We start from the raw sequence: 24,443 nt of genomic DNA, 5'->3' as shown, positions 1-24,443 counted from the left end.
GGAAGGGTTACCTGAAAAGGGAGTTTCATACGATGACGAGCGGGATGAAGAGTGTGGTTGCCATTCGCCATCTGGCATTCGAGGACCTGGGGGTCTTCGAACCGGTGCTGGAGGAGTTGGGATATCGTGTTCGCTACCTGGATCCAGGAGTGCTGGGAGCCGACGCCCTGGAGGCACTGGACGTGGAGAGTCCCGAGCTGATGGTGATACTCGGGGCGCCAATTGGTGCCAACGATGAGGCGCTATACCCTTTCCTTGGCGCGGAACTCGACGCCATTCGACACCGCCTCGACTCTGGTCGGCCGCTGCTTGGAATCTGCCTTGGGGCCCAACTGATCGCCCGTGCACTGGGGGGAAGGGTGTTTCCCATGCCGGAGAAGGTGATCGGCTTTGCCGATGTCAGTTTGACCCGCGAGGGACAGGAAGGCCCGCTGCGCCATATCGGCAATCCGGATAGCGTATTGCACTGGCATGGTGACATGTTCGAGACCCCGCCCGGTGCCGTGCGCCTGGCCTATAGTCACGATTGCCCGCACCAGGCTTTCGCTGTGGGCGACACCGTGCTGGGGCTGCAGTTTCACCTGGAGGCGGACCCGGGGCGAATCGAGCAGTGGCTGATCGGCCATGCCGTCGAACTGGCGGAGGCTGGTGTCGATCCCGTTGCGCTTCGCCAGCAGGCCTTGTTGCTAGGCCCCGACCTCGAACGGCGCGGTCAGCAGGTCTTCAGGGAGTGGCTGATGGCGGCGGATGCGGCCAACCAGCTCATCCCTGCCGCTCCTTGAGCTGCTCCCGCAGCCCATTGGGGACTTTCTTGATGATCAGGCGATCCTGCGTTTCGTCGTATTCGATGCTGGAGCCTAGCAGGTGCGAGTCGAAGCTGATCGAGACGCCGTTTGAGCGCCCGGTGAAGCGTCGAAACTGGCTGAGGGTTCGCTTGTCCGGTGGAATCTCGGGGGAGAGTCCGTAGTCGGCGTGGCGAATATGATCGAAGAAGGCCTTCGGCTGCTGCTCGTCGAGCAGTTCCGAGAGCGTTTCCAGGGTCATGGGCTCACCGCTGCGGACCTGCTCGTTGGCATATTCCAGCAGTACATCCGTCTTTTCCCGGCTCTTGTCTTCGGCAAAGTCCTCCTGCTCTACATAGTCGCTGAACGCCTTCAGCAGGGTGCGGGTCTCGCCGGTGGCGTCCACGCCCTCGGTGGCGCCGAGCAGTTCGGCAAATCCCTCGGACAGCTTCTTTCCCCCACGGTCACGGGTCCAGGAGAGGTATTGCCGGGAAGAGGCGTCGCTGCGCCACTGGCTGAGGTTGATTCTCGCTGCCAGACTCATCTGGGCCAGGTTGAGCTGGGCTGACGTCGTTACGCCATGGTCGGCGTCGATGGCGTAGCCCTCGCGATGGTGGAGCAGTGCCAGGCTCAGGTAGTGGGTGTCGCCATGCAGGTACTCGACGAACAGCAGGTGCCCCGAGACCGAAAGGTGCGCATCGAGCAGTTCGGCGATGTGCTGTGCCACGTCACGGGTGAAGGCGGCGAAGTCGCTTTGGTTCTCCAGGTAATCCGTCAGCGCCCGCGGAAATCGCAGCGCCTGAGCATTTTCGATGTCCTCTGCGCTAATGAAGTGACCCCAGGCCTTGGGCTTGGCGTGGTAGGCATCGCTGAAGCGGACCAAAAGCTCTTCGAGGGAATCCGAGGCCTCGGCTTCGGCAGGTGCCGGATACAGGGTGGCCGGTTGCTCGCTGGATGCCTTGGCGATGCGATGAATAATGCTGTGCAGTATCGGCATGGACTGTCCGGGAAGAGGGGCGGGAAGGGGATGATACCCGCTACGGGAATGAGTTCAACCCGGCGGCTGATTGACTACCCGCACTCAGGCTTCAATGGCGGCGTGAGATGAGGGTGCGTCGGCCACCACGACACGGTTTCGCCCCTGCGCCTTACCTTCATAGAGCGCTTCGTCGGCCCGCAGCATGGCCGGTTCGAGCGTCATTTCTTCCTCCGCCACGAGACTGACTCCCACCGTGACGGACAGCATGGGTGTTTCGCCGAGCATTGGCAGGGACAGCGTTGCCACCTTCGCGCGTAGCCGCTCTGCGATGACGGTGGCGGTAGCAACGTCGGACCCGGGCAGGGCGATGATGAACTCCTCGCCGCCGTATCGGCCGATGATATCCGTGTCACGCAGTACCGATGCGCAACAGGTAGCAACCGTTGCCAGGACAAGGTCGCCTACGGCATGGCCATGATGATCGTTGAGCTCCTTGAACAGGTCGATATCGACCATGCAGATGGCGAGCGGCGTGTCCTCACGCTTGGTACGGTTCAGTTCCCGCGCGGCCAGCTCGAAGAAATGGCGGCGGTTGGCGATGCCGGTCAGGTGATCGGTGCTGGCCAAGAAGCGAAGCTGCTGCTCGAGTAGACGTCGTTCATCGATTTCGGATTGCAGCTTGCGATTGTTGTCTTGCTCCTCGAGCAGCAAGGCGAACTGCCTGCGCTGAAGACGGTTGAGCCGAGTGAGTGTCACCCAGCCCAGCAGATTGGCGAAGCCCAGCAGTAGCAGGCCGCTGGCCAACATGCCAGGCGAGAGGTCGGAGCTGAAACCGAGCACGACGGCAAAGCCGATGGCAAGATAGGCGTTCCAGACAAGAATCCAGTGCAGCCGGTTGGGTACCAGCAGGTATAGCGTTGTGGTGGCCACGACCATGGTGGCAATATGCAGTCCGTCTGTGCCGGGGTGAAGCGGTATGGTGAAAAGCAGCCCAGTGATACCGACGAAATAGGCAAGGTTTACGGGCATGCGGCGATGCGCCAGCGCGGGCTGCAGCTTGACGGCCAGTGCCAGTGCCATGCAGCAAAGGGCGACGAACGTACGGATGGCAAGCAATGCGAGAAATTCACTGCCAGCGCCGAGCAGGGCGAAGTCGGCCAGGGTGAAGGCGAAGAAAATGCCGGAAATTGCCCACAGGGCGTAGCAAAGCTGCTGGGCATCCTGGGCCAGCATGGTGCGACGGTGTAACGCTTCCAGCGCTGAATCCTGAAACTCGCTGCGCCAGTCTAGAAGAGGCGCCTCTCTGGCCTTGTTGTTGCCAGCAGCCATCGACTCCTTCCTTGGAAGGGAACTGCTAGCCCTTCCGTTTATCATACTTGTCTATTGTCCGCGGAGCCGGTTCCCTGGATGCGCCGCTTCATTGCATATCAAGCATGGACGCGAGTCACCCGTTTTACCAGTCGCTCCTGAGCGCGTGCGATGACAAGAATATGCCACTACGTTGAAACTCCGCTAGTCGGTAATCCCTGCGTAATGGCTGTGGTTGTCATGCGCTGCATGATTTACCGACTGTCGGATAACATGCCTGTGGTTGTCCATTACGTACCTCGCATTACCCTGTCTCATCCTTTCGATTGTACGCTCGCTAAATAAAATATGTGACATACTGCTTTCAATGGCTTTGGCAAGGCGCTTCCTTGCTACCTGGCGCAGTGCCGCAATGGGTTCGATAACACGCAATAGAGGATTGTTTCGCCTTTGTTGAGACGTTTGGCAAATAGACGGGTGTTACCACCTTGGAAGGTAGCAATCCTGGTATGCCTGTTGCTGATGCTGCTACCGGCCGTTGCTGTGGCGGCGCAGCCGGAAAGGATATCCCTGGGCACGGCCACGGAGTGGGCTATCGATGACGGCGCTGCTTACACGTCGCTGAATGAGCTGCTTGAAAACGAGGATCGCCTGGACTGGAAAGCCTCCGAGGATGCGGGCCTGGCATTCGGGTTCACCACCCAACCCTATTGGTACCGTTTCAGCGTCGGACCGGTGGACAGCACCATGAGCCACCGTTTCCTGCATATTTCCGAACCACTCTTGAACGAGCTGGATATCTACGTTCTGCATGGGGATCGACTCCAGGCACGCTTTGCGTTGGGCAACGACCACCCCTTCCATGCGCGTCCTGTCGAGCATCACCAGTTCGTCGTCCCGGTGTCGTTGAGTGAAGAGGAGACCACACGCTTCTATGTCCGGGTTCGTACCAGCGGAAGCATGCACTTCGAGCCGGTCCTGTGGCAGGCCCAGGCCTTCGCAGAGCATGCCCGGCAGGAGGCCATCATCTCCGGCCTCTATTACGGCATCATGCTGGCCATGTTCTTCTACAACCTGTTTCTCTATTTCGTTGTCCGGGACCGCAGCTACCTCTATTACATTGGCTTCGTCGCCGCTTTCACGCTTTTCATCGGTTCACTCTACGGTGACACCTATCAGTACCTCTGGCCCAGCGCGGTTGCCTGGAACGAAGTGTCAGTCACCTTCACGGTGGCCGTTACCGGCGTCATGGTGTTGCTGTTTTCCAGCACCTTCCTGAGGCTGCGCCAGCTATGGCCGGCCATGTACCGTTTCTTCATGGCTCTGCTGGTCATCTCCCTGCTGTTGTCGGGGCTCAGTTTCGTGATCGATTATTCGCTCAGTATCCGACTCAACTCCCTGCAGGGGATGCTGATCATGGTCACCATGCTGACCGTGGGATTCTGGATGTGGGCCAGGGGGCACTCACATGCGCGCTACTTTGCGCTAGCCTGGTTTGCCGTGGTGGTGGGGACCAGCGCCCTGGCACTGAATCGTTGGGGGGTACTGCCGGGTAATGCGCTTTTTGCCAATGGCGCCCGGATAGGTGCAGTGTTGGAGGTGCTGTTGCTCTCCTTTGCCCTGGGGGACCGCATCAATCAGGAACGGGCGGCCCGCTTCCAGGCACAACAGGAGGTCCTGGCTTCCTCCCGGCGAGTGCAGGAGGCGCAGAAGGCCCTGCTGGCTGCCAAGGAAACGGCCAACCGGGAGTTGGAGCGGCGCGTGAATGAGCGCACACGAGAGCTGGAAACCGCGCTGCAGAAGCTGGAAGTGATGAATCGGCAACTGGAAAACACCTCGAATACTGATCAGCTCACCGGTTTGCATAATCGGCATTTCTTCGTCGAAAAATTTCACAAAGAGTACCAGCGAGCGTTCCGCCACCGCGAGCCGATCAGCGTCCTGCTGATGGATATCGACCACTTCAAGTACTTCAATGATACCCACGGACACCTGGCCGGTGATGAGTGCCTGAAGGAAGTGGCGAAAGCCATTTCAGGGCTAATCTCCCGGCCAGGCGACATCGTCGCGCGATTCGGTGGGGAAGAGTTCATCATGGTGCTCGCCGGTACGGGAATGGAAGGCGCACGCGTTGTCGCCGAGCGTGTGCGTGCCAGCGTGGCCGGCCTGGTACTCGAGTTAGGTGGCCACTCCGTGCAGGTGACGACCAGCGTCGGGGTGGCAACCCTTGTTCCCGACTCGGTCCAGGCGTCCGAGAGTCTCATACAGGCAGCCGATGAGAGCCTTTACGCTGCCAAGGCCCAGGGACGCAACCGGGTATGCTGTTATCCACTGAGTGTGAACTAACCCCCGGGCTCAAGCGACTGGGCTGCGATCGCGTCTTGTCAGCGTGCCTTCAAGGCTTCAACCGATAGCCGGTCTTGAATATCCAGTTCACCACTGCCAGCGAGACGCCAAGGAAGGCCACGATCATGAACATGCTGGCCCAGATGCTGACATCGCCGCTGCCGTAGAAGCTCCAGCGAAAGCCGCTGACCAGGTAGACCACCGGGTTGAGTAGCGTCACCGTCTGCCAGAAGGGGGGCAGCATGTCGATGGAGTAGAAGGTGCCGCCGAGGAAGGTCAGCGGAGTGACCACCAGCAGCGGCACGAGCTGCAGCTTCTCGAAGCCGTCGGCCCAGATGCCGATGATGAAGCCGAGCAGGCTGAAAGTTATAGCGGTGAGCACCAGGAAGAGCAGCATGACCAGCGGGTACTGGATGGTAAAGGGTACGAACAGGCGTGCCGTGCCAAGCACGATCAGGCCCAGTATCAGCGACTTGGTGGCTGCCGCACCGACGAAACCCAGAACGATCTCCAGGTAGGAGATGGGGGCCGAGAGGATTTCGTAGATCGAGCCCGAAAAGCGTGGAAAGAAGATACCGAACGAGGCGGTGGAGACGCTCTGAGTCAGCAGCATCAGCATGATCAGCCCGGGCACGATGAAGGCGCCGTAACTCACGCCATCCACTTCGCTGATGCGTGAGCCGATGGCGGCGCCAAAAACCACGAAGTAGAGCGAAGTGGACACAACCGGCGAGACGATGCTCTGCAGAACGGTGCGCAGGCTTCGTGCCATCTCGGCCAGATAGATGGTCTTGACGGACTGCAGGTTCATGCTCTCTCCCTGACCAGGCTGACGAAAATCTCCTCCAGCGAACTTTGCCGGGTATGCAGGTCCTTGACCCGGATGCCGGTGGCTTCCAGGTCGGCAAGCAGGCCGGCGATTCCGGTACCTTCCTCCTGTCGTGTCACGTCGTAGGTGTAGACCAGTGCATGGCCGTCCTCCATCAGCGCCAGGTCGTGACCGGCCAGCGCCGCCGGTACGTCATCGAGGGCCTGATCCAGATGCAGTGTCAGCTCCTTGCGCCCCAGCTGGCGCATCAACGCCGCTTTCTCTTCCACCAGCACCAGCTCGCCACCCAGTATCACGCCGATACGGTCGGCCATCTCTTCCGCTTCCTCGATATAGTGGGTGGTGAGGATGATGGTCACCCCCTGGTCGCGCAATTGGCGTACCACCTCCCACATCTCGCGGCGCAGCTCCACGTCGACACCGGCGGTAGGCTCATCGAGAAACAGGACCTTGGGCTCATGGGCAAGGGCCTTGGCGATCAATACCCGGCGCTTCATGCCGCCGGAGAGCTGAAGCAGGCGGTTGTCGCGCTTCTCCCACAGGGTCAGGGCGCGCAGGACATTCTCGATGTGTGCAGGGTTCTTGGGCTTGCCAAACAGCCCGCGGCTGAAGCTCACCGTATCCCATACCGTGGTGAAGGCCTCGTTGGTCAGCTCCTGCGGCACCAGGCCGATCATTGCCCGCGCCTGGCGATAGTCACTCACGTTGTCGTGGCCATCCACCCTGACACTGCCACTGCTGGCCCGCACAAGTCCACAGATCACACTGATCAATGTGGTCTTTCCCGCCCCGTTGGGGCCGAGCAGGGCGAAGATCTCGCCGCGCTGGATTTCCAGGCTGACATTCTTCAAGGCGTGAAAGCCACCCTCGAAGATCTTGTCCAGCTGGGCTACCTGGATCATCGGTGAGCCGGTAGCTGTCCTCTGTCCCAGGCTTGCAGCGGTATCCGCTCTGGCCTTGGGCTCCTGGCTGAATGATAGGGTCATGTCCCTGCTTCCGTTAGAGAACGAGTCAATGAAGGCCATCGTAACGCGAGATAGCGCCGGGCACAGGGCATGGAACGAGAAAAGCCGCCGTGACGGGCACGTGCGGCTTCTTTCTGTCCCGTTGCGGGTCAGCTACGGCTGGTGATTTCCAGCAGATGGTAGCCGAACTGGGTCTTGACCGGGCCGTGAACCTTGTTCAGCTCGCCGGAAAAGACGACCTCGTCGAACTCGCGAACCATCTGGCCCGGCCCGAAGCTGCCGAGGTCACCGCCCTGGGCGCCGGAAGGGCAGGATGAGTTTTCTTTTGCCACTTCGGCGAAATCACGCCCACCCTCGATCTCCGCCTTGAGGGCCTCACACTTCTCTTCGCTGCTTACCAGAATATGACGCGCGGTTGCCCTGGCCATGTCGTTATCTCCAAAGTTGGCATCTTGCCGTTGAAAGGGAGAGCAATTCTATCATGGCCACACGTCAGCCGGCGCTACCGCTGGGATGGTTTCGCCAGTGCCTTCACTCCCCGCTTCCGATCCTTAACCGCAGTGCCTGCAGCCCGTCCAGCTCGACCCGGATCTCATCCGAAAAGATAGGGTGGCCGAGGACCCGGATGTCCAGGGTGGCTTCTGCGCCACGATAGGTGACCGTGGCCGAGATCCTGGTCTCCGAGGTGAGCGGTGCCAGAGGGCCATAATCGATACGCTCCACCTCCAGGGTGGATAGGCCGCGGTCGGCGACCTGCTGCTCGATGGCCTGCTTCATTGCCACGCCGTAATACAGGTAGAGTCCGCCATAGGCGAGACCCATCATCACGATAAGAGAGAACAGGCGCCCCATGGGGCCTCCTTGAAGGCTGACCTAGTTACAGCGGGGAGCCGCAGCTCCTGCCCGTTTCGCGGTAGTGCGCAGTCATCGAGTAGCAATCGGGGCATCGAAATCGACCGGTTCATCGGTATAGACGCAGACATTGGCCGCCTCGATATCTCCGTCGGGTGACTCGACCTGATCGTGGAAGAACTGCTGGATCTCACGGCGCTGGCAGTGCGCCTCAAAGGCTTCACGGTTGGCCCATATCTCATGGAAGACGATGGGGAAACTGTCACCCTGGGCAAATGGACTGTCGATCTGGCGGGTGACGGTATAGAGCAGACAGGCATCCTCTCGATGGCTATTGGGCTCGAGTGCCTGAAGCGCCTTGAACACAGCCATCTCCTTGCCGGGCTTGGGGAGGAATCTGGCAGTGCAGTAGATCTTCTGCGACATGTCACGTCTCTGTGGAATCAGTGGAGCGCAGACGATACCACTCAGTCCTCGTATGCCGCCAGGTCGACCGTAGCGGCGGCGTCGCGCAGTGGAATCAGCGCCTGATAGGCGGGGGAGGCGTACCAGCCGTGTATCGATTCCAGGTCGGGAAAGGAGATGACTACCAGGTTGCTGTGCTGCGCCTCGCCCGCCAGCACGGCAGCCCGTTTGCCACGCAGCATGAGCTCGCCACCCCAGGGGGTGATGGTGGCAGGCACGTCGGCGACGTATTGCGCCCACCTATTGGCATCCTTGATAGTGACGTTTCCCACGACATAGGCTTTACTCATTTCTCGCGATCCTCCGGTGGATGGCGCCAAGGCGGCTGGCAGGTCACCTTATCATTCCGCCGCAGATAATGGCGCGACTGCCTGGCGTAAACCCTTGATGGACGTTGGCTGTGGCGTCATCTTGTAGTCAATGTCGCGATCAAGGAGCCCCTTCATGTCCGCTTCACTCATTCTTGGCTGTCCCAGCTGTGGCGCTATCAACCGCGTCAGCCAGGCGCGCCTGGCCGATGGGCCGAAATGCGGCAGCTGCAAGAATCGGTTCTTTACCGGAGAGCCAGTCGAGCTGACCGAGGCGAATTTCCGCGCGGTTGTCGAGCGCAGCGAGATGCCGGTCGTGGTGGACTTCTGGGCCAGTTGGTGCGGTCCCTGCAAGACGATGGCACCGATATTCGCCGAGGCAGCCAGGGAACTCGAGCCACGGATGCGGTTTGCCAAGCTTGATACCGAAGCCCATCAGGTTCTGGTCGGTCGTTTCGGTATACGTAGTATCCCCACCCTGATCGTCTTCCGTGGCGGCCGGGAAGTGGCACGGCAGCCCGGTTTGGTGCAGGGGGCACAGCTCCGCCAATGGTTGCAGCCTTATCTACTGACTTGATTGTTGTTTCGACAAGAAGCGCATCATGGGGGCTTTTCCGGTTACCCTGAGAAGAGATTCAGACGCAGACGTCTACGCTCGTGGTCCGCTGGTCAAAGGTGGCGTGGCTGGGCACTAGCAAGGGGGAAGCATGAAGCAATGGGGGGCGATGGTCCTGAGTACCATACTGGCCGGCGGGTTCTGGTCGGTATCGGCTATGGCGGAGCGCCTGGAAGGTGAGCTCGATGGAACCGAGCGCGAGTGGTTTATCCTGAGCCAGTACGACGACGCCAGCGCTACCTTTACCGATATCGGCGACGGTGACTACCTGATCGATATCGTTGGCTTCGCCGACCCCGACGGGAGGAGAAGCCGGGATTCACTCTCCATCAGCATGGCGCTAAAGGACGGGGAGGTGCTCAATTATGATGTGCTCAACCTGATCGGCACCTCGGCCATGCCCCCCGTTTACACCTCGGAGGGGGGCGATGTGCAGTTCACCCTGGCTACCTTTGCCGTGGAGGGAGCCGTCGCACGGGTGGCTGGCAGCGTGCAGGGCACCTTGGCCTTGCAGGAGGCCCTGGGTGAGCCACCGAACCTGGAAGAGGGGGTCGACATCGCCGTGACGTTCGATATCACTGCTTCCCGCATTGAGTACTAGGCAGTCTTTGGTAGTGCCAGGCCAAGAAGGAGTCGACCCTCAGGCTAATCATCTCCTTGCCCGCCTCACCGAGCTGCTGTCCCGCTGGCAGCCGCTGTGGCGCCCGCTGCCCTTCCAGTACCGTTGCCTGCCCTGGCACGACGATTTTGCAGCTCTTGGCGAGACCCTGCTTGGCTTGAGTGAGCAAGACGTGGTGCGACTGCAGGCCAATCCCTTTCATGCCTCGCCGCTTGCGGAGTGGCTGCCGGTGGCAGAGCTGGAGGCGCTCGTTGACCTGCCGATTTTATCCCCTCCGGTTGCCTCGCTTCCCCGTGAATGGGGGCAGCATGTAGGAGGACGCAAGTGGTCGCAGATCGAGGCCTTCGTCGAGCAACTGCGCATAAAGCCCGGTGAATCGCTGGTGGAGTGGTGTGCCGGCAAGGGGCACCTTGCTCGTACACTGGCACGTCGACATGCTGTCGGTGTCACCGCCCTGGAGTGGCAGGGCGCCCTGTGTGACGAGGGCCGCCAGCTTGCACAGCGACAGGGTGTGGCGGTGGACATGCGCCAGCAGGACGTGATGGCCTCTCAACTGGAGCAGGCGCTGTCGTCGCAGACCCACATCGCGGCACTGCATGCCTGTGGCGACCTGCATGTGAGATTGCTCCAACTCGCCGCAGAAACGGGTAGTTCGGTCACGCTGGCGCCATGCTGCTACCAGCGCACCCGTGACGAGGTCTACCGGCCGCTGTCCCGCCGCGCCAAAGCCCTGATCGAGGCGCATGACCTGTTGCTCTCCCGGGAAGACCTGGCGATGTCGGTCCAGGAGACCGTAACAGCCCCCGGCGGGGTTCAGCGGAGCCGGGAACGGGCCAATGCCTGGCGTCTGGGCTTCGATGAATGGCAGCGTCAAGTACGTGGTATCGACGCTTATTTGCCCGTTCCCAGCCTGGCCTATGGGCGCATGCCCGATAATTTTGCCGATTTCTGCCGCTGGGCGGCACAACAGAAGGGCCTGTCCCACGCCACGGACGTTGACTGGGCGAGCTTCGAGGCAGCCGGGTGGCGACGCCAATGTCGGGTGAAGCGGCTGGAGCTGGTCCGCCATCTGTTTCGGCGCCCGCTGGAGGTGTGGTTGGCACTGGACCGCATGACGCTGCTGACCGAGTCGGGATTCGATGCCGAGCTCGGCATCTTCTGCGATCGTGAGCTGACTCCCCGCAACCTGCTGCTGCGAGCCAGCCGGTCAAGCGGTCAGGCCGGAGCCTGAGGGCAAGTGGCCGGCTCGGGCTAGACGCTCATACTTCCCTTTCCCCCCGAGTCGCTCGCAGCAGGATCCGGTCCATGCCCCGTGTGGAGAGGATACGCTTCAGAGCTGCAAACAAGTGGGTCGGCACCGTGATGTGGTAACGGGCCTTGGGCCGCCGGCTTTCCAGGGCATGTATCAGCTTGCGAATCACCGCATCGGCCTCGAGCGTGAAGGGGGCCGATGGTCCTTCCCCCGCCAGGCGGGCCTCCAGGGCGCAATAGGTGACGGCGTGATGGCTGGTCGCGGCATTGATGTTGTCGCGAAAGGCGCGGTAGGCGTTCTCGCGAAATCGGCTGGCGATGGGGCCAGGCTGCAGCAGGCTGACGTGGATGCCGGTGCCGTAGAGTTCCTGGCGCAGGGTGTCGGTCAGCCCTTCCAGGGCGAACTTGGAGCAGACATAGGCGCCACGGTAGGGCAGGGCGGAAAAGCCTAGAACAGAGCTGTTCTGCACGATGCGGCCGGCACCTTGCTCCCGCATCACCGGGATGATTCGCGTCGTCAGTTCGTGGGTGCCTAGCAGGTTGGTTTCCAACTGGTCGCGCAGCACGGCGCGCGAGAGGTCTTCCACCGCACCCGGCTGGCCGTAGGCACCATTGTTGAACAGTGCATCGAGGCGGCCGCCAGTCTGTCCCAGCGTCTCGTCGACCGCGGCCGAAATCGATGCACTGGATGCCAGGTCCAGCAGCAGCGCGTTGAAGCCTTCCTGACGCAGTCGCTCAACGTCATGCTCCCGACGGGCCGTGGCGAAGACCCGCCAGCCCCTCTGCGACAGGGTTTTGGCCGCGGCATGGCCGATACCGCTGGAGCAGCCGGTAATGAGGATACTCGGCGATGCCGAGGCCATCGTGTCTTCCATGTACGTTTCCTTGCCCTTGCCAGTGAAAATCGCCGATAGCGTATACCATGAGGGAGACTCTGCCTCGCGTCGATGGGAATCGGCCGTGGCTGTTTTAGCGGTATAGCCAGGCGGACAGGAGGTCGGCCATGAAGCGTAACCCACTTTTACGCATGAGCACGCTACTCGGGCTGCTCCTGTTCTTTCTCCTTCTCCTTCTCGCACTGGGAGTAAGCTACAGGATGATACTGCATATGCCCGGGTCGTCGTTCCAGGGCGAGCCGCAAGCGTTGGATGAGGAGGCACAAGCGCTGTACGGCCGGCTGCATGGCCATGTCCTGCAGCTGGCCGGCGAGATAGGCGAGCGCCACTACTGGCGACCAGACGCATTGCACGCCGCGGCCGACTACATCGAGCACGCATTTCAGGCGGCCGGCCATGAGCCGCTTCGCCATGCTGTACCGACCGGCAACCAGACGTTCCATAACGTTGAGGTGCGAATTCCGGGGGGGCGCCTGGCATCCGAGGTGTTGGTTGTCGGTGCCCACTATGACACGGTGCGGGGCAGTCCGGGCGCCGACGATAATGCCTCCGGTGTGGCGGTGCTGATTGAGCTTGCACGTCTGCTCCAGGGGGTGCCGCTTGATCGAACCTTGCATCTGGTTGCCTTTGCCAACGAAGAGATGCCCTTTTTCGGTACCGATGCCATGGGTAGCCTGCGCTATGCCCGCCAAGCGCGAGAGGAGGGCATGAACATTACCGGCATGATTGCGCTGGAGATGCTGGGGTATTACACCGATGCTCCCGGCAGCCAGTACCATCCGCCGCTACTCGGGTACTTCTACCCGGACCGGGGGGATTTCGTGGCCTTTATTGGCAACCTCTCCTCCCGCTCTCTGGTGCGCGAGGCCATTGGCGCGTTCCGGGAAAGTGCCCAGGTGCCCTCGGAAGGGTTGTCGGCTCCCGAGCTGATCGGCGACATTCGCCGCTCCGACCACTGGGCATTCTGGGAAATGGGCTACCCTGCGATGATGCTGACCGATACCGCCAACTTTCGTAACCCTCACTACCACGGTCCGAGCGATACCCCGGATCGGCTCGACTACGAAACCATGGCCAGGGTCACCGCGGGCCTGGCCAGGGCGCTGGAGGTGATGGCTCGGCGTTGAGTTCCAGGCACCGCGACATGCCCCCTGTTGGACCGATACTCCCTGCTGGCTTCTGTTATGTTGTCGGATGAGGGCCGCCGGAGCGCGGCTGATAGCCGGGATGATGCCGCAACAGGAGCCACTGTGACGTTCGATAACCCATCGCTGGACCCCGAAGGCTTACCGAAAGTGGAGCACGCACTGCTCACACCGGTGTCCCGACGGCTGGCCCCCTGCCAGTCCTTGCTTCGCCTGTTCCACTGGGCCTTCCTCACGCTGGTGGCCTGGTTCTTCCCGGTTCAGCATGAGCTGTTGGCGGAGTGGCAACCGTGGATTGCCGCTGGTGTGGCGGGCCTGGGGATGGTGGTCATCGCTCTCGGCTGGGTAGAGGCGAGCCGGCGGGGCTATGGCCTCCGTGAGCACGACCTGATTTACCGCCGCGGCCTGCTGGTGTGCCGCACGCAGGTACTACCGTTGGTGAGATTGCAGCACGTCGAGACCCTGAGCAATCCCGTGGAGCGTGCCTTCGGCCTCGTCAGATTGGCATGCTTCACTGCCGGAGGGAGGGGCGCTGATCTGCTGCTTGAGGGGCTCTCTACAGAACGTGCTGAAGCGGTCAAGCAACACCTTTTGATGCGCCTGTCGGCAACCCCGGATGATGCGGCCACGCCTGAGTCCAATACGCCATGAGCCCAGTGCAGCCCTCCCCCAGCGAGAGGCTGGTGTCCGGCTGGCAGCGGCTTTCCCCCTGGGCCGTAGGGCTTCTGCTGATCAGCGCTGGGGCGTCGCTGGTGCGCCAGCACATGCCGCTGCTGCTGGGCGCCGGCGCGGGCCTGGCCATGGTCGAGCAGGTCGGGCTGCGCGAGCTTGCCCTGGGGGGCATGTTGCTGTTGCTGGTGGCCGGAATGCTAAGCCTGCTCTACTACCGGCGCTTCCGCTTTCGCCTCGAAGGCGACGTGCTGATTGTTCAGAAGGGGCTTTTCGAACACCGGGAGTTCAAGGTGGCGGCTCGCCATGTGCAGCATATCGCCCTGCACCAGCCGGCCTACATGCGCCCCTTCGGTCTCGTGCTCTGGGAGGTCGAGACGCTGGCCGGCGAGGCGTCGAGCATTCAACTGCCGGGTATTCGCCGTGGGGTTGCTCAAGCGCTAGGCCACGGGTTGAGGGGCTTGAAGTGGGACATCAAGGAACCGGTGGCTGCGGATAGCGATAGGGGGCAGGCCGGCGGCAGGGAAGCCGTCCTGCGTTTTGCCATCACGCCGGGAGCGCTGATACTCCATGGGCTGACCAGTCGCTCGATCTATGTCATTGCAGCGATGCTTTCACCGCTGATCCGGCCGCTGGAGCGCTGGATTCATGACCGCCTGCCTCAGCTCGATCTGCAGGCATGGCTGCCCGAGTCGACGCTGCTGGCGATCGGACTGGGGGTGCTGGGGTTAATGGCCATGCTGGCGCTGCTTGCCGTGCTGGCTGCCTGGTGGCGCTTTCATGGCTATGCCCTGCTCGATGACGGCGAGCGGCAGGTGCAGGTCAGCGGCCTGTTTTCTCGCCAGGAGCAGGCTCTCTCCCTATCGCGACTTCAGGTTGTGGAGTGGGCGCAGACCGGGCTTGGGCGCCTGCTGGGTCGAGGCTACCTGGTCTGTCATCAGTTCGGCGCGATGAGTGGTGGTGGAGCGGCAGAGTCGCGACGGTTCCTGGTGCCAGGCCTGACGACAGAGCAGGGCAGGGAGCTCACCACCGTCCTGTGGCCGGGGTTGAGCTTGGACCAGCCGCTGGCTCGTGTCGACGTCATCTATCGTCGCGTGATCTTTCTACGCCTGCTGTTGGGATCGTCACTGTTACTGCTGATTGTGCTTGGCGCGGTTGGTCCGGGTGGTCTCCACCCTGCGGCCTGGGGAGTGGGCGCTGCCGCACTGATGGTGGCTTCAGCGGGGGTGGCTCAGCTGCGCTGGATGGCCATGGGCTGGGCGCAGGAAGAGGGACATATGCGCATCCGGCAGGGGCTCTGGGGACAGCGTACCAGCATCTTCCCGCTGCAGAACCTGATATCGGTCGTCATCCAGCAGAACTGGCTGCAGCGCCGGCGAGGAGTGGCCTCGCTGCAACTCGACCTGGCCAATGGTCGGCTGAGACTGCCGTACCTGCCAGAGCGCGTGGCCTGGGAGCTGGCCAATCGGCTATTGGCCAGCGTCGAATCCGATCAGGTCGCCTGATGCTGTGCATCGCCGAAGCGGCGATGCAGCCAGGCATTGATGGCATTGGATTCGTAGAGCCACTCCTCCTGGCCGTCTTCAGCGGTGATGCGCAGGCAAGGCACCTTGATGCGACCGCCGCCGGTTTCGAGTGCCTGGCGATGAGCCGGGTCGTTGCGGGCATCCCGCAGCTCGATCTTCAGGCCCAGCCGGGCTATCTCCTTGCGTACCTTGATGCAGAAGGGGCAGCTCTGGAACTGGTAGAGGGCCAACTGGGCGCAGGCGGCATCGACTTCTGCCTGCTTTTCGGGTGAGCGTGCCATTGCGGTTGGCTTGCTCAGTTTTTCAGAAGCCAGCAGGATCGGCGATAGCACCAGGCGCACGCCGCGGAAAAAGTAGCGAATCAGGATTCTCATGGAGCGTTAGGTAGTCTCGGTCGTGAATGAACGTGTTTCGGGGGGCCATGATGCCGGTCTAAGCGCCAGGATGCCATTGTCAGCCGATCTCGATGTCGAGCTGATCGATGAGCTTGTCGCGCCGTGAGAGAGCGTGGGCTGCCCCATCGCCTCCCACGGTGGCGCATGCATTGACCAGGCACTCCGCAGCACCAAGAAACGTCACCATGCTATTGGAAATGAAGCTCGACTCATGGGGCGCCAGGATGACAATCTCCGAGTGGCGGACGAGGGGGGAACTCGAATAGTCGGTGACAACAATGGTACGAATCCCGTTCTCATGAGCCGCACGGCATACGTCGATTACATGGCGTGTGTAGGGCTTGCAGCTCGCGGCGATCAGCACATCGCCCGCCGTCATCGACGCGAGCCCTTCGGCCACGCCCAGGCTGTCGTCGCTGAGCAGACCCACATCCGAGCGGATCATGCCCAGTCCGTAGGCGAGAAAGCTGGCGAAGGCGTGGAACTGGCGCATGCCATGAAGGCGAACCCGGCGGGCTCCCATCACCGCATTGGCGAAGGCACCGAGATCCTCGTTGGTCAGTCCTTCCATGAAGCGTTCGATATTGAGCTGATGCTCCCCGCATAGCTGCCTCGCCTGGGCCTGAAGATCCTGCTTGTCGGCTGCCAGCGCCGCGGTGGCGTGCTCGCGATAGAAAGAGCGGGCTGGCGTCAAGCCCGTACTCAACAGCAGGCTCTGCAACTCACCGAAGCGCTCGTAACCCAGCGCCCGGGCCAGCCGTGAGATGGTCGATGGATTGACGTCCAGGCGCCGGGCCAGGGAGGAAATCGACAGTAGTGACTGATCGCCACGCAGCTCTATCAACTGCGACAGCACCTCACGGGCGCGGGGGCCCAGATGGAGGTCGGCGTCGCCGCGAGAAATCGCGATGGACAGGGCCTGCAGTTCCTCGAGAGTACGAGGCGCCTGGCCATTATTCGAAGAGCGACTTGTCGGTGCCATGGAGTGGTATTTGTCTCCCCGGGGTGTGAACTTCCCACTGAATGCCGTCATTAAGCAGGCGAAAGATACCAGTCGCAAGGGTGTTTTCGCGATCCGGGTCGTCCGGTTCACGCCGGTAGATCGGCAGGCCACCGCCGCCAATGTCCGAAAGGATGGTGAGCGGGTCGCGCTCACCAGCGGCAATCAGGCCATCCCCTCGCACCTGGCGGTCATGGGAGGAGCGCGTAATGATCTGGCATGTCTGGCTGAAGCCGTGATGCAGCGCGTGGTTGGCATGGATCATGGCGTTTTCCACATGCCGCTGCGAGACCTGGCCGGCGCCAACCTCGATCGAAAGCAGTCGTGGGTCGCCCCGTTGAGCCAGGGTAAAGTGAAAGCCGCCGCTGGCTGGCGCCTGCCGGAGGAGGCCATGGATACTATCCAGTGAGCCCAACGAGAGCATGGCACGCCCCAGCACCATACGCGGCACCTCGGGCTCGATGCGCTGGAGGCGTAGGTTGTTCACTGTCTGTACGATTCCGGCCGCCGTCAGCGCGAAGGTATGCCCCGGAATGGAGCCGGGGTAGCAGAAGGCCAGGAAGGCGGGCGCCTCGTCGGGCTTCACGCTGGCCAGGAAACTCTCGCCATCGAAGAACGGCAGACCATCCTCATTGTGAGCGATACAGGGTTCGGGGCCGGGAAGAATGACGGTGGTACAACCGTCGGGGCTGTTGGCTAGAAGATCGCCGCGACAGTTCCAGGCAAAGACCGCCTCGAAGGGCAGCCCCAACCCCTGGGCGAGACCACGGATCTCCTCCACCACGGCCGGGTGATGGAGACGGCTATAGGCGAGCATGCGCGCCACCCGGGGATTGTGTCGTTCTCCGGTGACCTCATGCCAGATATCACTGCGCACCAGGCTGTCGTGTACCGCGCGATAGCCATGGCGACCCAGGGCGAGGCCGGTGTCGAAAGGTCCACCGCCGGTAGTCACCAGCGACAGCTCAGCGGTACCGGTGGTCATGGAGGAGGCGTCAATGGACATGGCGCAGAAAGTCCTTCAGCCGCGGGTTACTCTCGCCGGACAGAATCTCGTGGGGGTGGCCATCCACGGCGATCTTGCCGTTTTCCATGAAGATCAGCCGCGAACCGACATGTCTGGCAAACGACATCTCATGGGTAACCACCACCATGGTCATGCCTTCCTCGGCGAGGTCGCGCATGACGTTGAGCACTTCCTGCTTAAGCTCGGGATCGAGAGCCGATGTCGGCTCATCGAACAGCATCACCTTGGGTTTGACGGCGAGCGCCCGGGCAATGGCGACTCGCTGCTGTTGTCCCCCCGAGAGCTCGTTGGGGAAGTGGTCGGCGCGATCCTTGAGCCCGACCTTGTCGAGCAGCGCCAAGGCCTGGGTCCTGGCCGCCTGCGTGGACTGTCCGCGGACATGCTTGGGTCCAAAGGCGACGTTGTCCAGCGCCGTCAGCTGAGGGAAGAGGTTGAACTGCTGGAACACCATGCCGGCTTCCTGGCGAATCTCGCGCAGCTTTGCATAGCCAGCCAGTACGCTGATGTCGTCTACCAGAAGGTCGCCGCCGGTGATCATTTCCAGGCCGTTGATGCAACGCAGCAGGGTCGATTTTCCCGACCCGGAGGGTCCGATCAATACGACCACTTCGCCCTGGTCAATCGTGAGGTCCACTTCGTCGAGTACCTTGAGCGCACCGAAATGCTTCGAGACGTTCTTGAATTCGATGATGCTCATAGGATCTTCATCCTTCTCTCGATGTAGCGCAGCATCAGGGTGAGGGAACCCGTCATGATCAAGTACATCACCGCGATGGCGCTCCATATCTCCACGGCACGGAAATTGGCTGCCATGATCTCCTGGCCGGTCCGGGTCAGCTCACTGACACCGATCACGATGAACAGCGACGTGTCCTTGAGACTGATGATGAACTGGTTGCCCAGCGGGGGAATCAGCCGGCGAAACGCCAGCGGACCGACGATATGCACCAGTACCTTCCAGCGCGGCAGGCCGAGCGCCAGACCGGCCTCGGCAAGCCCTCGGCTGATCGATTGCAGCGAACCACGGACGATCTCGGCGATATAGGCACCGGCATTGATGATGATGGCGATCATCGCCGCCGTCAGAGGGTCGATGCGAATACTGGCCAGCACCGGCAGCGCGAAGTAAAGGAACATCACCTGAACCACGATCGGCGTTCCGCGGATCACCTCAATGTAGATCATAGCCGTGTAGTTGAGCAGCCAGTTGCCGTAGGTGCGCATGAGGCCGGCTATTGCGCCGACCACCATGCCGCCGGACAGCCCGACCAGGGTGATGAAAAGGGTCATCTTGGCACCGTTCAGCAACTGTGGCATGAAGGTGGCGATGACGGACCAGTCTGTATTCATCGTGTACCTCGGATCTCGTCAGGGGCGTCGTTGAGGGAGTGTGACGAACGGCTTCACTCACCCGGACGGGAACCGAACCACTTTTCATAGATTTCGTCGTAGCGGCCATCGTCACGCATGGCGGCGAGCGATGCGTTCACGTCTTCGACCAGCTCGCTGCCCTTGGGAAAGCCGATGCCGTACTCATGAGCCATCATCTGCTCGCCGACGGCCTTGACCTCGCCATCGCCGGCGGTCGCGATGTAATAGAGCACGTTGGGTGTGTCGTGCATGGCGGCGTCGACGCGGCCCGAGCGCAGTTCCAGATAGGCGTTGTCGATATTGGGCAGCAGGCGTAGCTCGGTCTCGTTGAAGTGCTCCTGGGCATAGTCGGCGGCAGAGGTGCCCATGCGCAGGGCAATTCTCTTGCCGGCCAGGTCATCGGTGGTTTCGATCTCGCTATCGATCGGGACCATCAGGGTGAAACCGCTGTCGTAGTAGCCGTCGGAAAAATCGATGACCTCGGCTCGGTCCTCGCGGATGGTGATGCCGGCCAGGGCAACGTCGACCTGATTGGTCTGCAGCGCGGGGATGATGCCCGAGAAGTCCATGGGACGGAGCTCGTACTCCCATCCATTTTCTTCGGCGATGGCGGCCCACATGTCGATGTCGAAGCCGACGTATTCGCCATCCTGCATGAACTCGAAGGGCACGAAAGCGGTGTCGGTTGCGACGATGAGCTTGTCGGCTGTGGCGGCAGAGGCAACGGCCAGTGACAGACCGAGAGCGGACCAGGTAAGCAACTGTTTCATGATTTTTTTCCTCTTGTCGTTGTTGTATGGCGCAGACATGCTGTTGCGGCATGCCTGCAAATATATTTGTCTATGACTGGAAGAATAGCAAGATATTTGCGTAAAGAAATGTGTAGTGCTCGTTTCAGGCCTAAGAAGGCGAATGCAGCTCTTCTGAAACAGGCTGACCTGATTTACGTTGAAGCCTCGACGAGAAACTTTAGCCATGGCTGTCCATACTTGACCCATGAGCAACGCCTGCACGCCTGCGGTGTCGGGGCATCGTCCTTTGCAGGAAGGCGTTTGACGATCAAGAACAAGACAATGCTGTCAGAACCGTTGCAGAGAGGTGTCGCTATGAACGATCTTTTCCTTACGTCGACGGGGCCGAAACAACTCGGGACGGTTACCCGTTTGGTGAGCGCCGGCCTGCTGGTGTTCGCCCTCTCGGGAACAGCCATCGCTCAGCAGGATGAGGAGGCGGGTGATGCCGAAGCGGCCCAGCAGACCGACGAAACAACGGTGGAGTCGACGGGCGCCCCCGTTGAAGAGAACGAGGTGGCAGAAGATGCGGATGACGAGACTAACGACGAGCAGGCCACGGATGCGCAAGCCGATGAGCTGACGGCCCGCCTGGAAGAGCGCGAGGCTCAGTTGCGCCAGGCCCAGCGTGAGCTGACCGCACTGCGCGCGCGCCTGCCACAAGAGGAGGGTGGCGACCTCGATCTCGATTCTGCCGTCAACTCGGCTCGTCTCACGGCTGAGGCGATTCGTTCTGCGCGCAGTGAGCTGCTTCAGGCCGGCGGCAGCGATGCAGCGCTGGAAGAGAACATCGACCAGCTCATTGCGGAATTGGCACGAGACCAGGCACTGGTCGCTCGTGGTCGCGGTGATACGCTATACGAGGTGCGGCGGGGAGAGACCCTGGCAGGTATCGCGGGGCGCTATTATGGCAACAGCAATCGCTGGGAGGCGATTCATGAAGCCAATGCTCATGTGTTGCGCAATCCGGACCTGGTCTGGCCGGGCCTGACGCTGGTACTGCCCCGCTGAGATAACTGGCTATCATCCGTTACGATTTGGCCGTCGGCGTTGCCGGCGGTCGAAGGAGGTCCACATGCATCGTCTACGAACCCCAGGCATGGTGACGTGGCGCGCCGGGCCAATTGCCGGCGCCTGCTTGCTGTTGCTGGCGGCCTGTGGAGGGGATGAGGGCAACGCGGAAGTCACGCTATCCGTGCTGGCAGCAAACCCGGCGGCCCATGATGGTGCCACGGTTGCCACGGAGGGTGTCGTGCGGCGTTTTGAAGATCCCTTGCACTACTGGGTCGAGGATCAGGATCTCAACCGCGTGGAAATCTTCCCCCATGAGGAGATCGCACCGCACCTGGATGAGCGAGTGCGTGTTGTCGGCCATTTCGAATATTCGGCAACGGAAGGACGTCGGCTGACACTGGAACATGTCGAGCCGTTGAGCGCCCCTGAGTGAGCGCGGATAAGGAAATCGTTTCATGCTAAGGAAGGCATTGAGGGGGATCTTGGCGCAGCGGCCGGTACTGCCGCCATCGCCGGGGCGTATCGAGGCGATCGATCTGGCGCGCGGGTTTGCCATTGCGCTGATGATCGTCAGTCATGCCGTCAGCGGCTTGCTGGGCATTCGGCAGGTCCCCGACTGGGGAATGGTGCCGATCCACCTGCTGACGAAGTTCTCCTCCTCGCTGTTCATCACCGTCTTCGGTATCGCCCTGGCCGTGGCCTTCCTGCCGAAGTGCGATAGCCCCGACTGGCCGCGACGGCGCCTGAAGCTGATGCTTCGTGGGCTTCAGGTGCTCTTCTGGTACAAGGTGCTGACCGTCGTTGAGATGATGCCGCTCTACGCCCCGGAGGACATTCTCGATACCCTGCTTTACCAGCGCTTTCCCATCTGGGTCGAGATCCTCGGCTTCTATGCCATCGCACTGCTGTGGATCCCCTGGGTGCTGCCCCTGTGGCGCAGGATGCCACTCTGGTCGCGCCTGGCGAGCCCTCTGCTGGTGGCTCTGCTGGCGGGGTGGCTCGAGCGCCACTTCGGTTTCTGGGGCATCGAACCGCTCAAGGCGATACTGGTCGAGGATCCCGATCACTACACCTGGGGCCAGCTCTCGCGGCTACCGCTGGTGATGGTGGGGCTGCTTATCGGTGAGGCAGTGCTGCGCTGCTACTGGCAGCCAGCGGCGCGTCGCTGGCTGGTACTGGGGCTGGCGGGCATCGGGGCGGCGCTGCTGATGGGGTTCGTGGCGGTGTCGCTGCCCGGGCTCGGCGAGGCGCTGGTGGCGGTGGCCTGGAACGTCGGCAAGCACCCTCCGGAGCTGCCCTTCATGCTGTTCAGCGTGGGTGGCGCGCTGGTCATCCTCGCGCTCTGCCTGCTGGGAGGAGGCACGGCGGCAGCCTGGCTGAAACCGATCACCGTGGTCGGCTCAGATGCGCTGATGGCTTTCATTTTCCATATCGTCGTGATCTTCCTGATCTTTCGCTTCCTGCTGGGGTATTGGCAGGTGTTCAGTTACCCGCAGGTGCTGGGCTTTGGCCTGGCGCTGGTGCTCGCCACGGCGGGCTGGATCAGCCTGACCCGCTGGTTCCGCAAGTACGTCTGACGGGTTCAATCATCGCCTTGCAACGGGTATCCGCCATGTCTCGATGGATTCTTCCGCCGCACTTGCCGCTGCTTGCGCTGTTTGCCTTCTCGCTGCTGGCGTCTCCGCTGTGGGCCACGTCCGGTGCCGGCTGGAGGGATCGGCTCGAAGCCAGTGTCGCGACTGTACCGGCTTGGACCAAGCGGCTTGACGCGCGACTGGCCCTGCTTGAAGCGGGCTTCGACGGCGAACTGGGTGTCCATATCTGGAAACTGGACAATGCAGGGCAGGAGGCTCGCTACGGCTGGCGCGACCGTGAACCCTGGTACCTGGCGTCACTGGTCAAGGTACCGGTGGCCATCGAGCTGATGGCTCGTGTCGAGGCGGGCAGCGCGACACTGGACGATCGCCTGGTGCTGTACGAAAGCCATTACGTCGACGGCGCGGGGCCTACCAACTGGGCCGCTCCCGGCAGTGAACTCACGCTGCGGGAGCTGCTCGAGCCGATGCTGACGGTCAGTGACAACACGGCCAGCGACATGCTGATCGATTTTCTTGGCCTCGACAGCGTAAATCGGCGGGCCCAGTCCTTGGTGAAAGACCCTGACGGACTGGGACCAATCACCACCCTGGTGGACGTTCGTCGTCATGTCTACCGCCAGCTCCACCCTGAGGCCTTCGCGCTGAGTGGGCTCGACTTCATCGAGCTGCGCAAGCTGGAAAGCGACGAGCAGCGGCTCCGGTGGCTCGCCAGGCGGCTGGGCGTTGCGCATGATTCGCTGCAGCTCACTTCGTTGGATGACGCCTTCCAGGCGTACTATGCAACCGACCTCAACGCCGGTCGACTCGACGCTTTTGCCGAACTGCTCGCCGAGCTGGCCGAGGGCAGGGCTCTGGGTGCTGACGCCACGGCAGAACTGATGGTGATCCTCTCAGGCACCACCAGTGGCGAAAGGCGACTAAAGGCGGGAATGGGGCGTGACATACGGTTCGCCCACAAGACCGGCACCCAGCACCGGCGCACCTGTGATGCCGGTATCGCAAGCCAAGGGGAGGGGAGTGCGCGGCAGCGGGCTGTCATCGTGGCCTGTACCCGCGGTGTTCTCAACGTGGCGCGTTCTGAACAGATGCTGGCAGCCGTGGGGAGGGCCCTGTACGAGTCGGGTGTCTTTCTCGACGCCCCCTGAGCTGCGCTTGCCATCCTGCATGCCACTAAAGTCTAGTTGGTGTTGGCGCTATAAGCGTTGACACCTTTCGTCGCTATGGCTAGCCTCAATGCATCGAATGTTACCGGTAACAAGGTGTTTGCCACCTCCCATTCGATTGGCCTGGTCGACGGGTCACCTTGACCAGGCACAGGCACTCTGCAAGACGCTTCGATGACCCTATTTCAACAACGACAATCCTTGGAGAATTCGCCATGACACGCTACTGGCGCAGCACGCTCACCCTGGCCGGCGCGGCCACGCTCACTCTCGGCATGGCGCATGCCCAATCACCGGAGCTGTCCGATCCGCCCGCCATCGACGGCGCCGTGCTCGACGATCACGGCAGCCATACCATCCGCATGGGCATCGGCCTGGCCGAGACCTCACCGCAGTACCTCTCCAGCCGCTACTTCGCCGACATCCTTGCCCAGCGCACCGACGGCCGCATCACCGTCAATATCTTCCCCAACAGCCAGCTGGGCGACGACGTGCAGATGATGGAGATGCTGCAGACCGGCACCCTGG

Annotated in this window: 27 protein-coding genes and 1 pseudogene; 13 read left to right on the top strand and 15 right to left on the bottom strand. The window is 61.7% G+C overall.

The features are described 5' to 3' along the window. The first annotated feature begins 32 nt into the window (after positions 1-32). A complete protein-coding gene (locus KZO25_RS12825; RefSeq protein WP_235588912.1) occupies positions 33-782 on the top strand; it encodes a glutamine amidotransferase in 750 nt (249 codons plus the stop codon). Here the strand turns inward: KZO25_RS12825 and yejK are convergent. Both yejK and KZO25_RS12815 read right to left on the bottom strand, forming a co-directional pair. Beyond that, positions 763-1,779: a nucleoid-associated protein YejK gene (yejK, locus tag KZO25_RS12820; RefSeq protein ID WP_223137259.1), complete on the bottom strand. Its 1,017-nt coding sequence runs from the start codon at positions 1,777-1,779 to the stop codon at positions 763-765. The two genes, KZO25_RS12825 and yejK, sit on opposite strands and share 20 nt — an antisense overlap. An 84-nt stretch (positions 1,780-1,863) precedes the next feature. Further along, positions 1,864-3,090, bottom strand: coding sequence for a GGDEF domain-containing protein (locus KZO25_RS12815; protein WP_223137258.1), 1,227 nt, complete (start codon positions 3,088-3,090; stop codon positions 1,864-1,866). A gap of 501 nt (positions 3,091-3,591) precedes the next feature. Here KZO25_RS12815 and KZO25_RS12810 point away from each other — a divergent pair. Next, positions 3,592-5,415, top strand: coding sequence for a 7TM diverse intracellular signaling domain-containing protein (locus KZO25_RS12810; protein WP_223137257.1), 1,824 nt, complete (start codon positions 3,592-3,594; stop codon positions 5,413-5,415). 49 nt (positions 5,416-5,464) lie between these two features. Here the strand turns inward: KZO25_RS12810 and KZO25_RS12805 are convergent, their stop codons facing one another. The 6 genes from KZO25_RS12805 to KZO25_RS12780 all read right to left on the bottom strand — a co-directional run bounded on the left by KZO25_RS12805 (position 5,465) and on the right by KZO25_RS12780 (position 8,816). Beyond that, positions 5,465-6,226, bottom strand: coding sequence for an ABC transporter permease (locus tag KZO25_RS12805; protein WP_066443854.1), 762 nt, complete (start codon positions 6,224-6,226; stop codon positions 5,465-5,467). Next, positions 6,223-7,146, bottom strand: a complete 924-nt coding sequence (locus tag KZO25_RS12800; RefSeq protein ID WP_223137309.1) for an ABC transporter ATP-binding protein — start codon at positions 7,144-7,146, stop codon at positions 6,223-6,225. Before KZO25_RS12800 ends, KZO25_RS12805 begins: the two co-directional genes overlap by 4 nt. A gap of 212 nt (positions 7,147-7,358) precedes the next feature. Continuing rightward, complete coding sequence (locus tag KZO25_RS12795) at positions 7,359-7,637, bottom strand: peptidylprolyl isomerase (protein WP_066443853.1); 279 nt, start codon at positions 7,635-7,637, stop codon at positions 7,359-7,361. 103 nt (positions 7,638-7,740) lie between these two features. Further along, the gene (locus tag KZO25_RS12790) at positions 7,741-8,061 is read right to left on the bottom strand and encodes a hypothetical protein (RefSeq protein WP_066443851.1); all 321 of its coding nucleotides are present in this window, start codon (positions 8,059-8,061) and stop codon (positions 7,741-7,743) included. Between the two features lie 72 nt (positions 8,062-8,133). Further along, positions 8,134-8,487: a putative quinol monooxygenase gene (locus KZO25_RS12785; protein ID WP_223137256.1), complete on the bottom strand. Its 354-nt coding sequence runs from the start codon at positions 8,485-8,487 to the stop codon at positions 8,134-8,136. Positions 8,488-8,528: 41 nt separating this feature from the next. Continuing rightward, positions 8,529-8,816 (bottom strand): DUF1330 domain-containing protein, encoded by a 288-nt coding sequence (locus tag KZO25_RS12780; RefSeq protein ID WP_066443838.1) that lies wholly within the window; start codon positions 8,814-8,816, stop codon positions 8,529-8,531. A 154-nt stretch (positions 8,817-8,970) separates the two neighbouring features. Between KZO25_RS12780 and trxC the strand changes: the two genes are divergently transcribed. The 3 genes from trxC to KZO25_RS12765 all read left to right on the top strand — a co-directional run bounded on the left by trxC (position 8,971) and on the right by KZO25_RS12765 (position 11,300). Next, positions 8,971-9,411 carry a thioredoxin TrxC gene (trxC, locus tag KZO25_RS12775; protein WP_223137255.1) on the top strand — a complete coding sequence of 147 codons (441 nt, stop codon included), beginning with the start codon at positions 8,971-8,973 and terminating at the stop codon, positions 9,409-9,411. Between the two features lie 130 nt (positions 9,412-9,541). Further along, positions 9,542-10,051 (top strand): hypothetical protein, encoded by a 510-nt coding sequence (locus KZO25_RS12770; protein ID WP_144439585.1) that lies wholly within the window; start codon positions 9,542-9,544, stop codon positions 10,049-10,051. A gap of 13 nt (positions 10,052-10,064) precedes the next feature. Beyond that, positions 10,065-11,300, top strand: a complete 1,236-nt coding sequence (locus tag KZO25_RS12765; RefSeq protein WP_223137254.1) for a methyltransferase — start codon at positions 10,065-10,067, stop codon at positions 11,298-11,300. Between the two features lie 28 nt (positions 11,301-11,328). Here the strand turns inward: KZO25_RS12765 and KZO25_RS12760 are convergent, their stop codons facing one another. Continuing rightward, positions 11,329-12,195, bottom strand: coding sequence for an SDR family NAD(P)-dependent oxidoreductase (locus KZO25_RS12760; protein WP_223137253.1), 867 nt, complete (start codon positions 12,193-12,195; stop codon positions 11,329-11,331). Between the two features lie 221 nt (positions 12,196-12,416). Here KZO25_RS12760 and KZO25_RS12755 point away from each other — a divergent pair, with 221 nt between their 5' ends. The 3 genes from KZO25_RS12755 (at position 12,417) to KZO25_RS12745 (ending at position 15,535) form a co-directional block, all read left to right on the top strand. Then, positions 12,417-13,343: a M28 family peptidase gene (locus KZO25_RS12755; RefSeq protein ID WP_262488997.1), complete on the top strand. Its 927-nt coding sequence runs from the start codon at positions 12,417-12,419 to the stop codon at positions 13,341-13,343. A 123-nt stretch (positions 13,344-13,466) separates the two neighbouring features. After that, the gene (locus tag KZO25_RS12750; protein ID WP_223137251.1) at positions 13,467-14,012 is read left to right on the top strand and encodes a PH domain-containing protein; all 546 of its coding nucleotides are present in this window, start codon (positions 13,467-13,469) and stop codon (positions 14,010-14,012) included. Then, positions 14,009-15,535, top strand: coding sequence for a PH domain-containing protein (locus KZO25_RS12745; protein WP_223137250.1), 1,527 nt, complete (start codon positions 14,009-14,011; stop codon positions 15,533-15,535). Before KZO25_RS12750 ends, KZO25_RS12745 begins: the two co-directional genes overlap by 4 nt. Here the strand turns inward: KZO25_RS12745 and KZO25_RS12740 are convergent. From KZO25_RS12740 to glnH, 6 genes are all read right to left on the bottom strand, one after another. Continuing rightward, on the bottom strand, positions 15,523-15,930 hold the full coding sequence (locus KZO25_RS12740; protein WP_223137249.1) for a glutaredoxin family protein: 408 nt from the start codon (positions 15,928-15,930) through the stop codon (positions 15,523-15,525). The genes KZO25_RS12745 and KZO25_RS12740 overlap by 13 nt on opposite strands. A gap of 79 nt (positions 15,931-16,009) precedes the next feature. Next, a complete protein-coding gene (locus KZO25_RS12735; RefSeq protein WP_262488996.1) occupies positions 16,010-16,933 on the bottom strand; it encodes a MurR/RpiR family transcriptional regulator in 924 nt (307 codons plus the stop codon). Further along, the gene (locus tag KZO25_RS12730) at positions 16,905-17,957 is read right to left on the bottom strand and encodes a C45 family autoproteolytic acyltransferase/hydolase (RefSeq protein ID WP_262488995.1); all 1,053 of its coding nucleotides are present in this window, start codon (positions 17,955-17,957) and stop codon (positions 16,905-16,907) included. Before KZO25_RS12730 ends, KZO25_RS12735 begins: the two co-directional genes overlap by 29 nt. Beyond that, positions 17,947-18,669 (bottom strand): glutamine ABC transporter ATP-binding protein GlnQ, encoded by a 723-nt coding sequence (gene glnQ, locus KZO25_RS12725; protein WP_410505407.1) that lies wholly within the window; start codon positions 18,667-18,669, stop codon positions 17,947-17,949. Before glnQ ends, KZO25_RS12730 begins: the two co-directional genes overlap by 11 nt. A 2-nt stretch (positions 18,670-18,671) precedes the next feature. Next, on the bottom strand, positions 18,672-19,328 hold the full coding sequence (gene glnP / locus KZO25_RS12720; protein WP_066446968.1) for a glutamine ABC transporter permease GlnP: 657 nt from the start codon (positions 19,326-19,328) through the stop codon (positions 18,672-18,674). Between the two features lie 53 nt (positions 19,329-19,381). Continuing rightward, a complete protein-coding gene (gene glnH / locus KZO25_RS12715; RefSeq protein WP_223137247.1) occupies positions 19,382-20,119 on the bottom strand; it encodes a glutamine ABC transporter substrate-binding protein GlnH in 738 nt (245 codons plus the stop codon). A gap of 336 nt (positions 20,120-20,455) precedes the next feature. Here glnH and KZO25_RS12710 point away from each other — a divergent pair, with 336 nt between their 5' ends. From KZO25_RS12710 to KZO25_RS12690, 5 genes and pseudogenes are all read left to right on the top strand, one after another. Further along, positions 20,456-21,151: a LysM peptidoglycan-binding domain-containing protein gene (locus KZO25_RS12710; protein ID WP_223137246.1), complete on the top strand. Its 696-nt coding sequence runs from the start codon at positions 20,456-20,458 to the stop codon at positions 21,149-21,151. A gap of 64 nt (positions 21,152-21,215) precedes the next feature. Further along, positions 21,216-21,587 carry a hypothetical protein gene (locus KZO25_RS12705; protein WP_201025367.1) on the top strand — a complete coding sequence of 124 codons (372 nt, stop codon included), beginning with the start codon at positions 21,216-21,218 and terminating at the stop codon, positions 21,585-21,587. Positions 21,588-21,609: 22 nt separating this feature from the next. Beyond that, positions 21,610-22,731 (top strand): acyltransferase family protein, encoded by a 1,122-nt coding sequence (locus KZO25_RS12700; RefSeq protein ID WP_223137245.1) that lies wholly within the window; start codon positions 21,610-21,612, stop codon positions 22,729-22,731. Between the two features lie 35 nt (positions 22,732-22,766). Beyond that, positions 22,767-23,897: a serine hydrolase gene (locus KZO25_RS12695; RefSeq protein ID WP_223137244.1), complete on the top strand. Its 1,131-nt coding sequence runs from the start codon at positions 22,767-22,769 to the stop codon at positions 23,895-23,897. Positions 23,898-24,130: 233 nt separating this feature from the next. Beyond that, positions 24,131-24,443 (top strand): annotated as a pseudogene (locus KZO25_RS12690) (TRAP transporter substrate-binding protein); the annotation flags it as partial.

This window comes from Halomonas sp. ANAO-440 (genome assembly GCF_019915905.1).
Taxonomy (GTDB): domain Bacteria; phylum Pseudomonadota; class Gammaproteobacteria; order Pseudomonadales; family Halomonadaceae; genus Halomonas; species Halomonas chromatireducens.
This window is presented reverse-complemented; position numbering and strand designations above follow the sequence as displayed.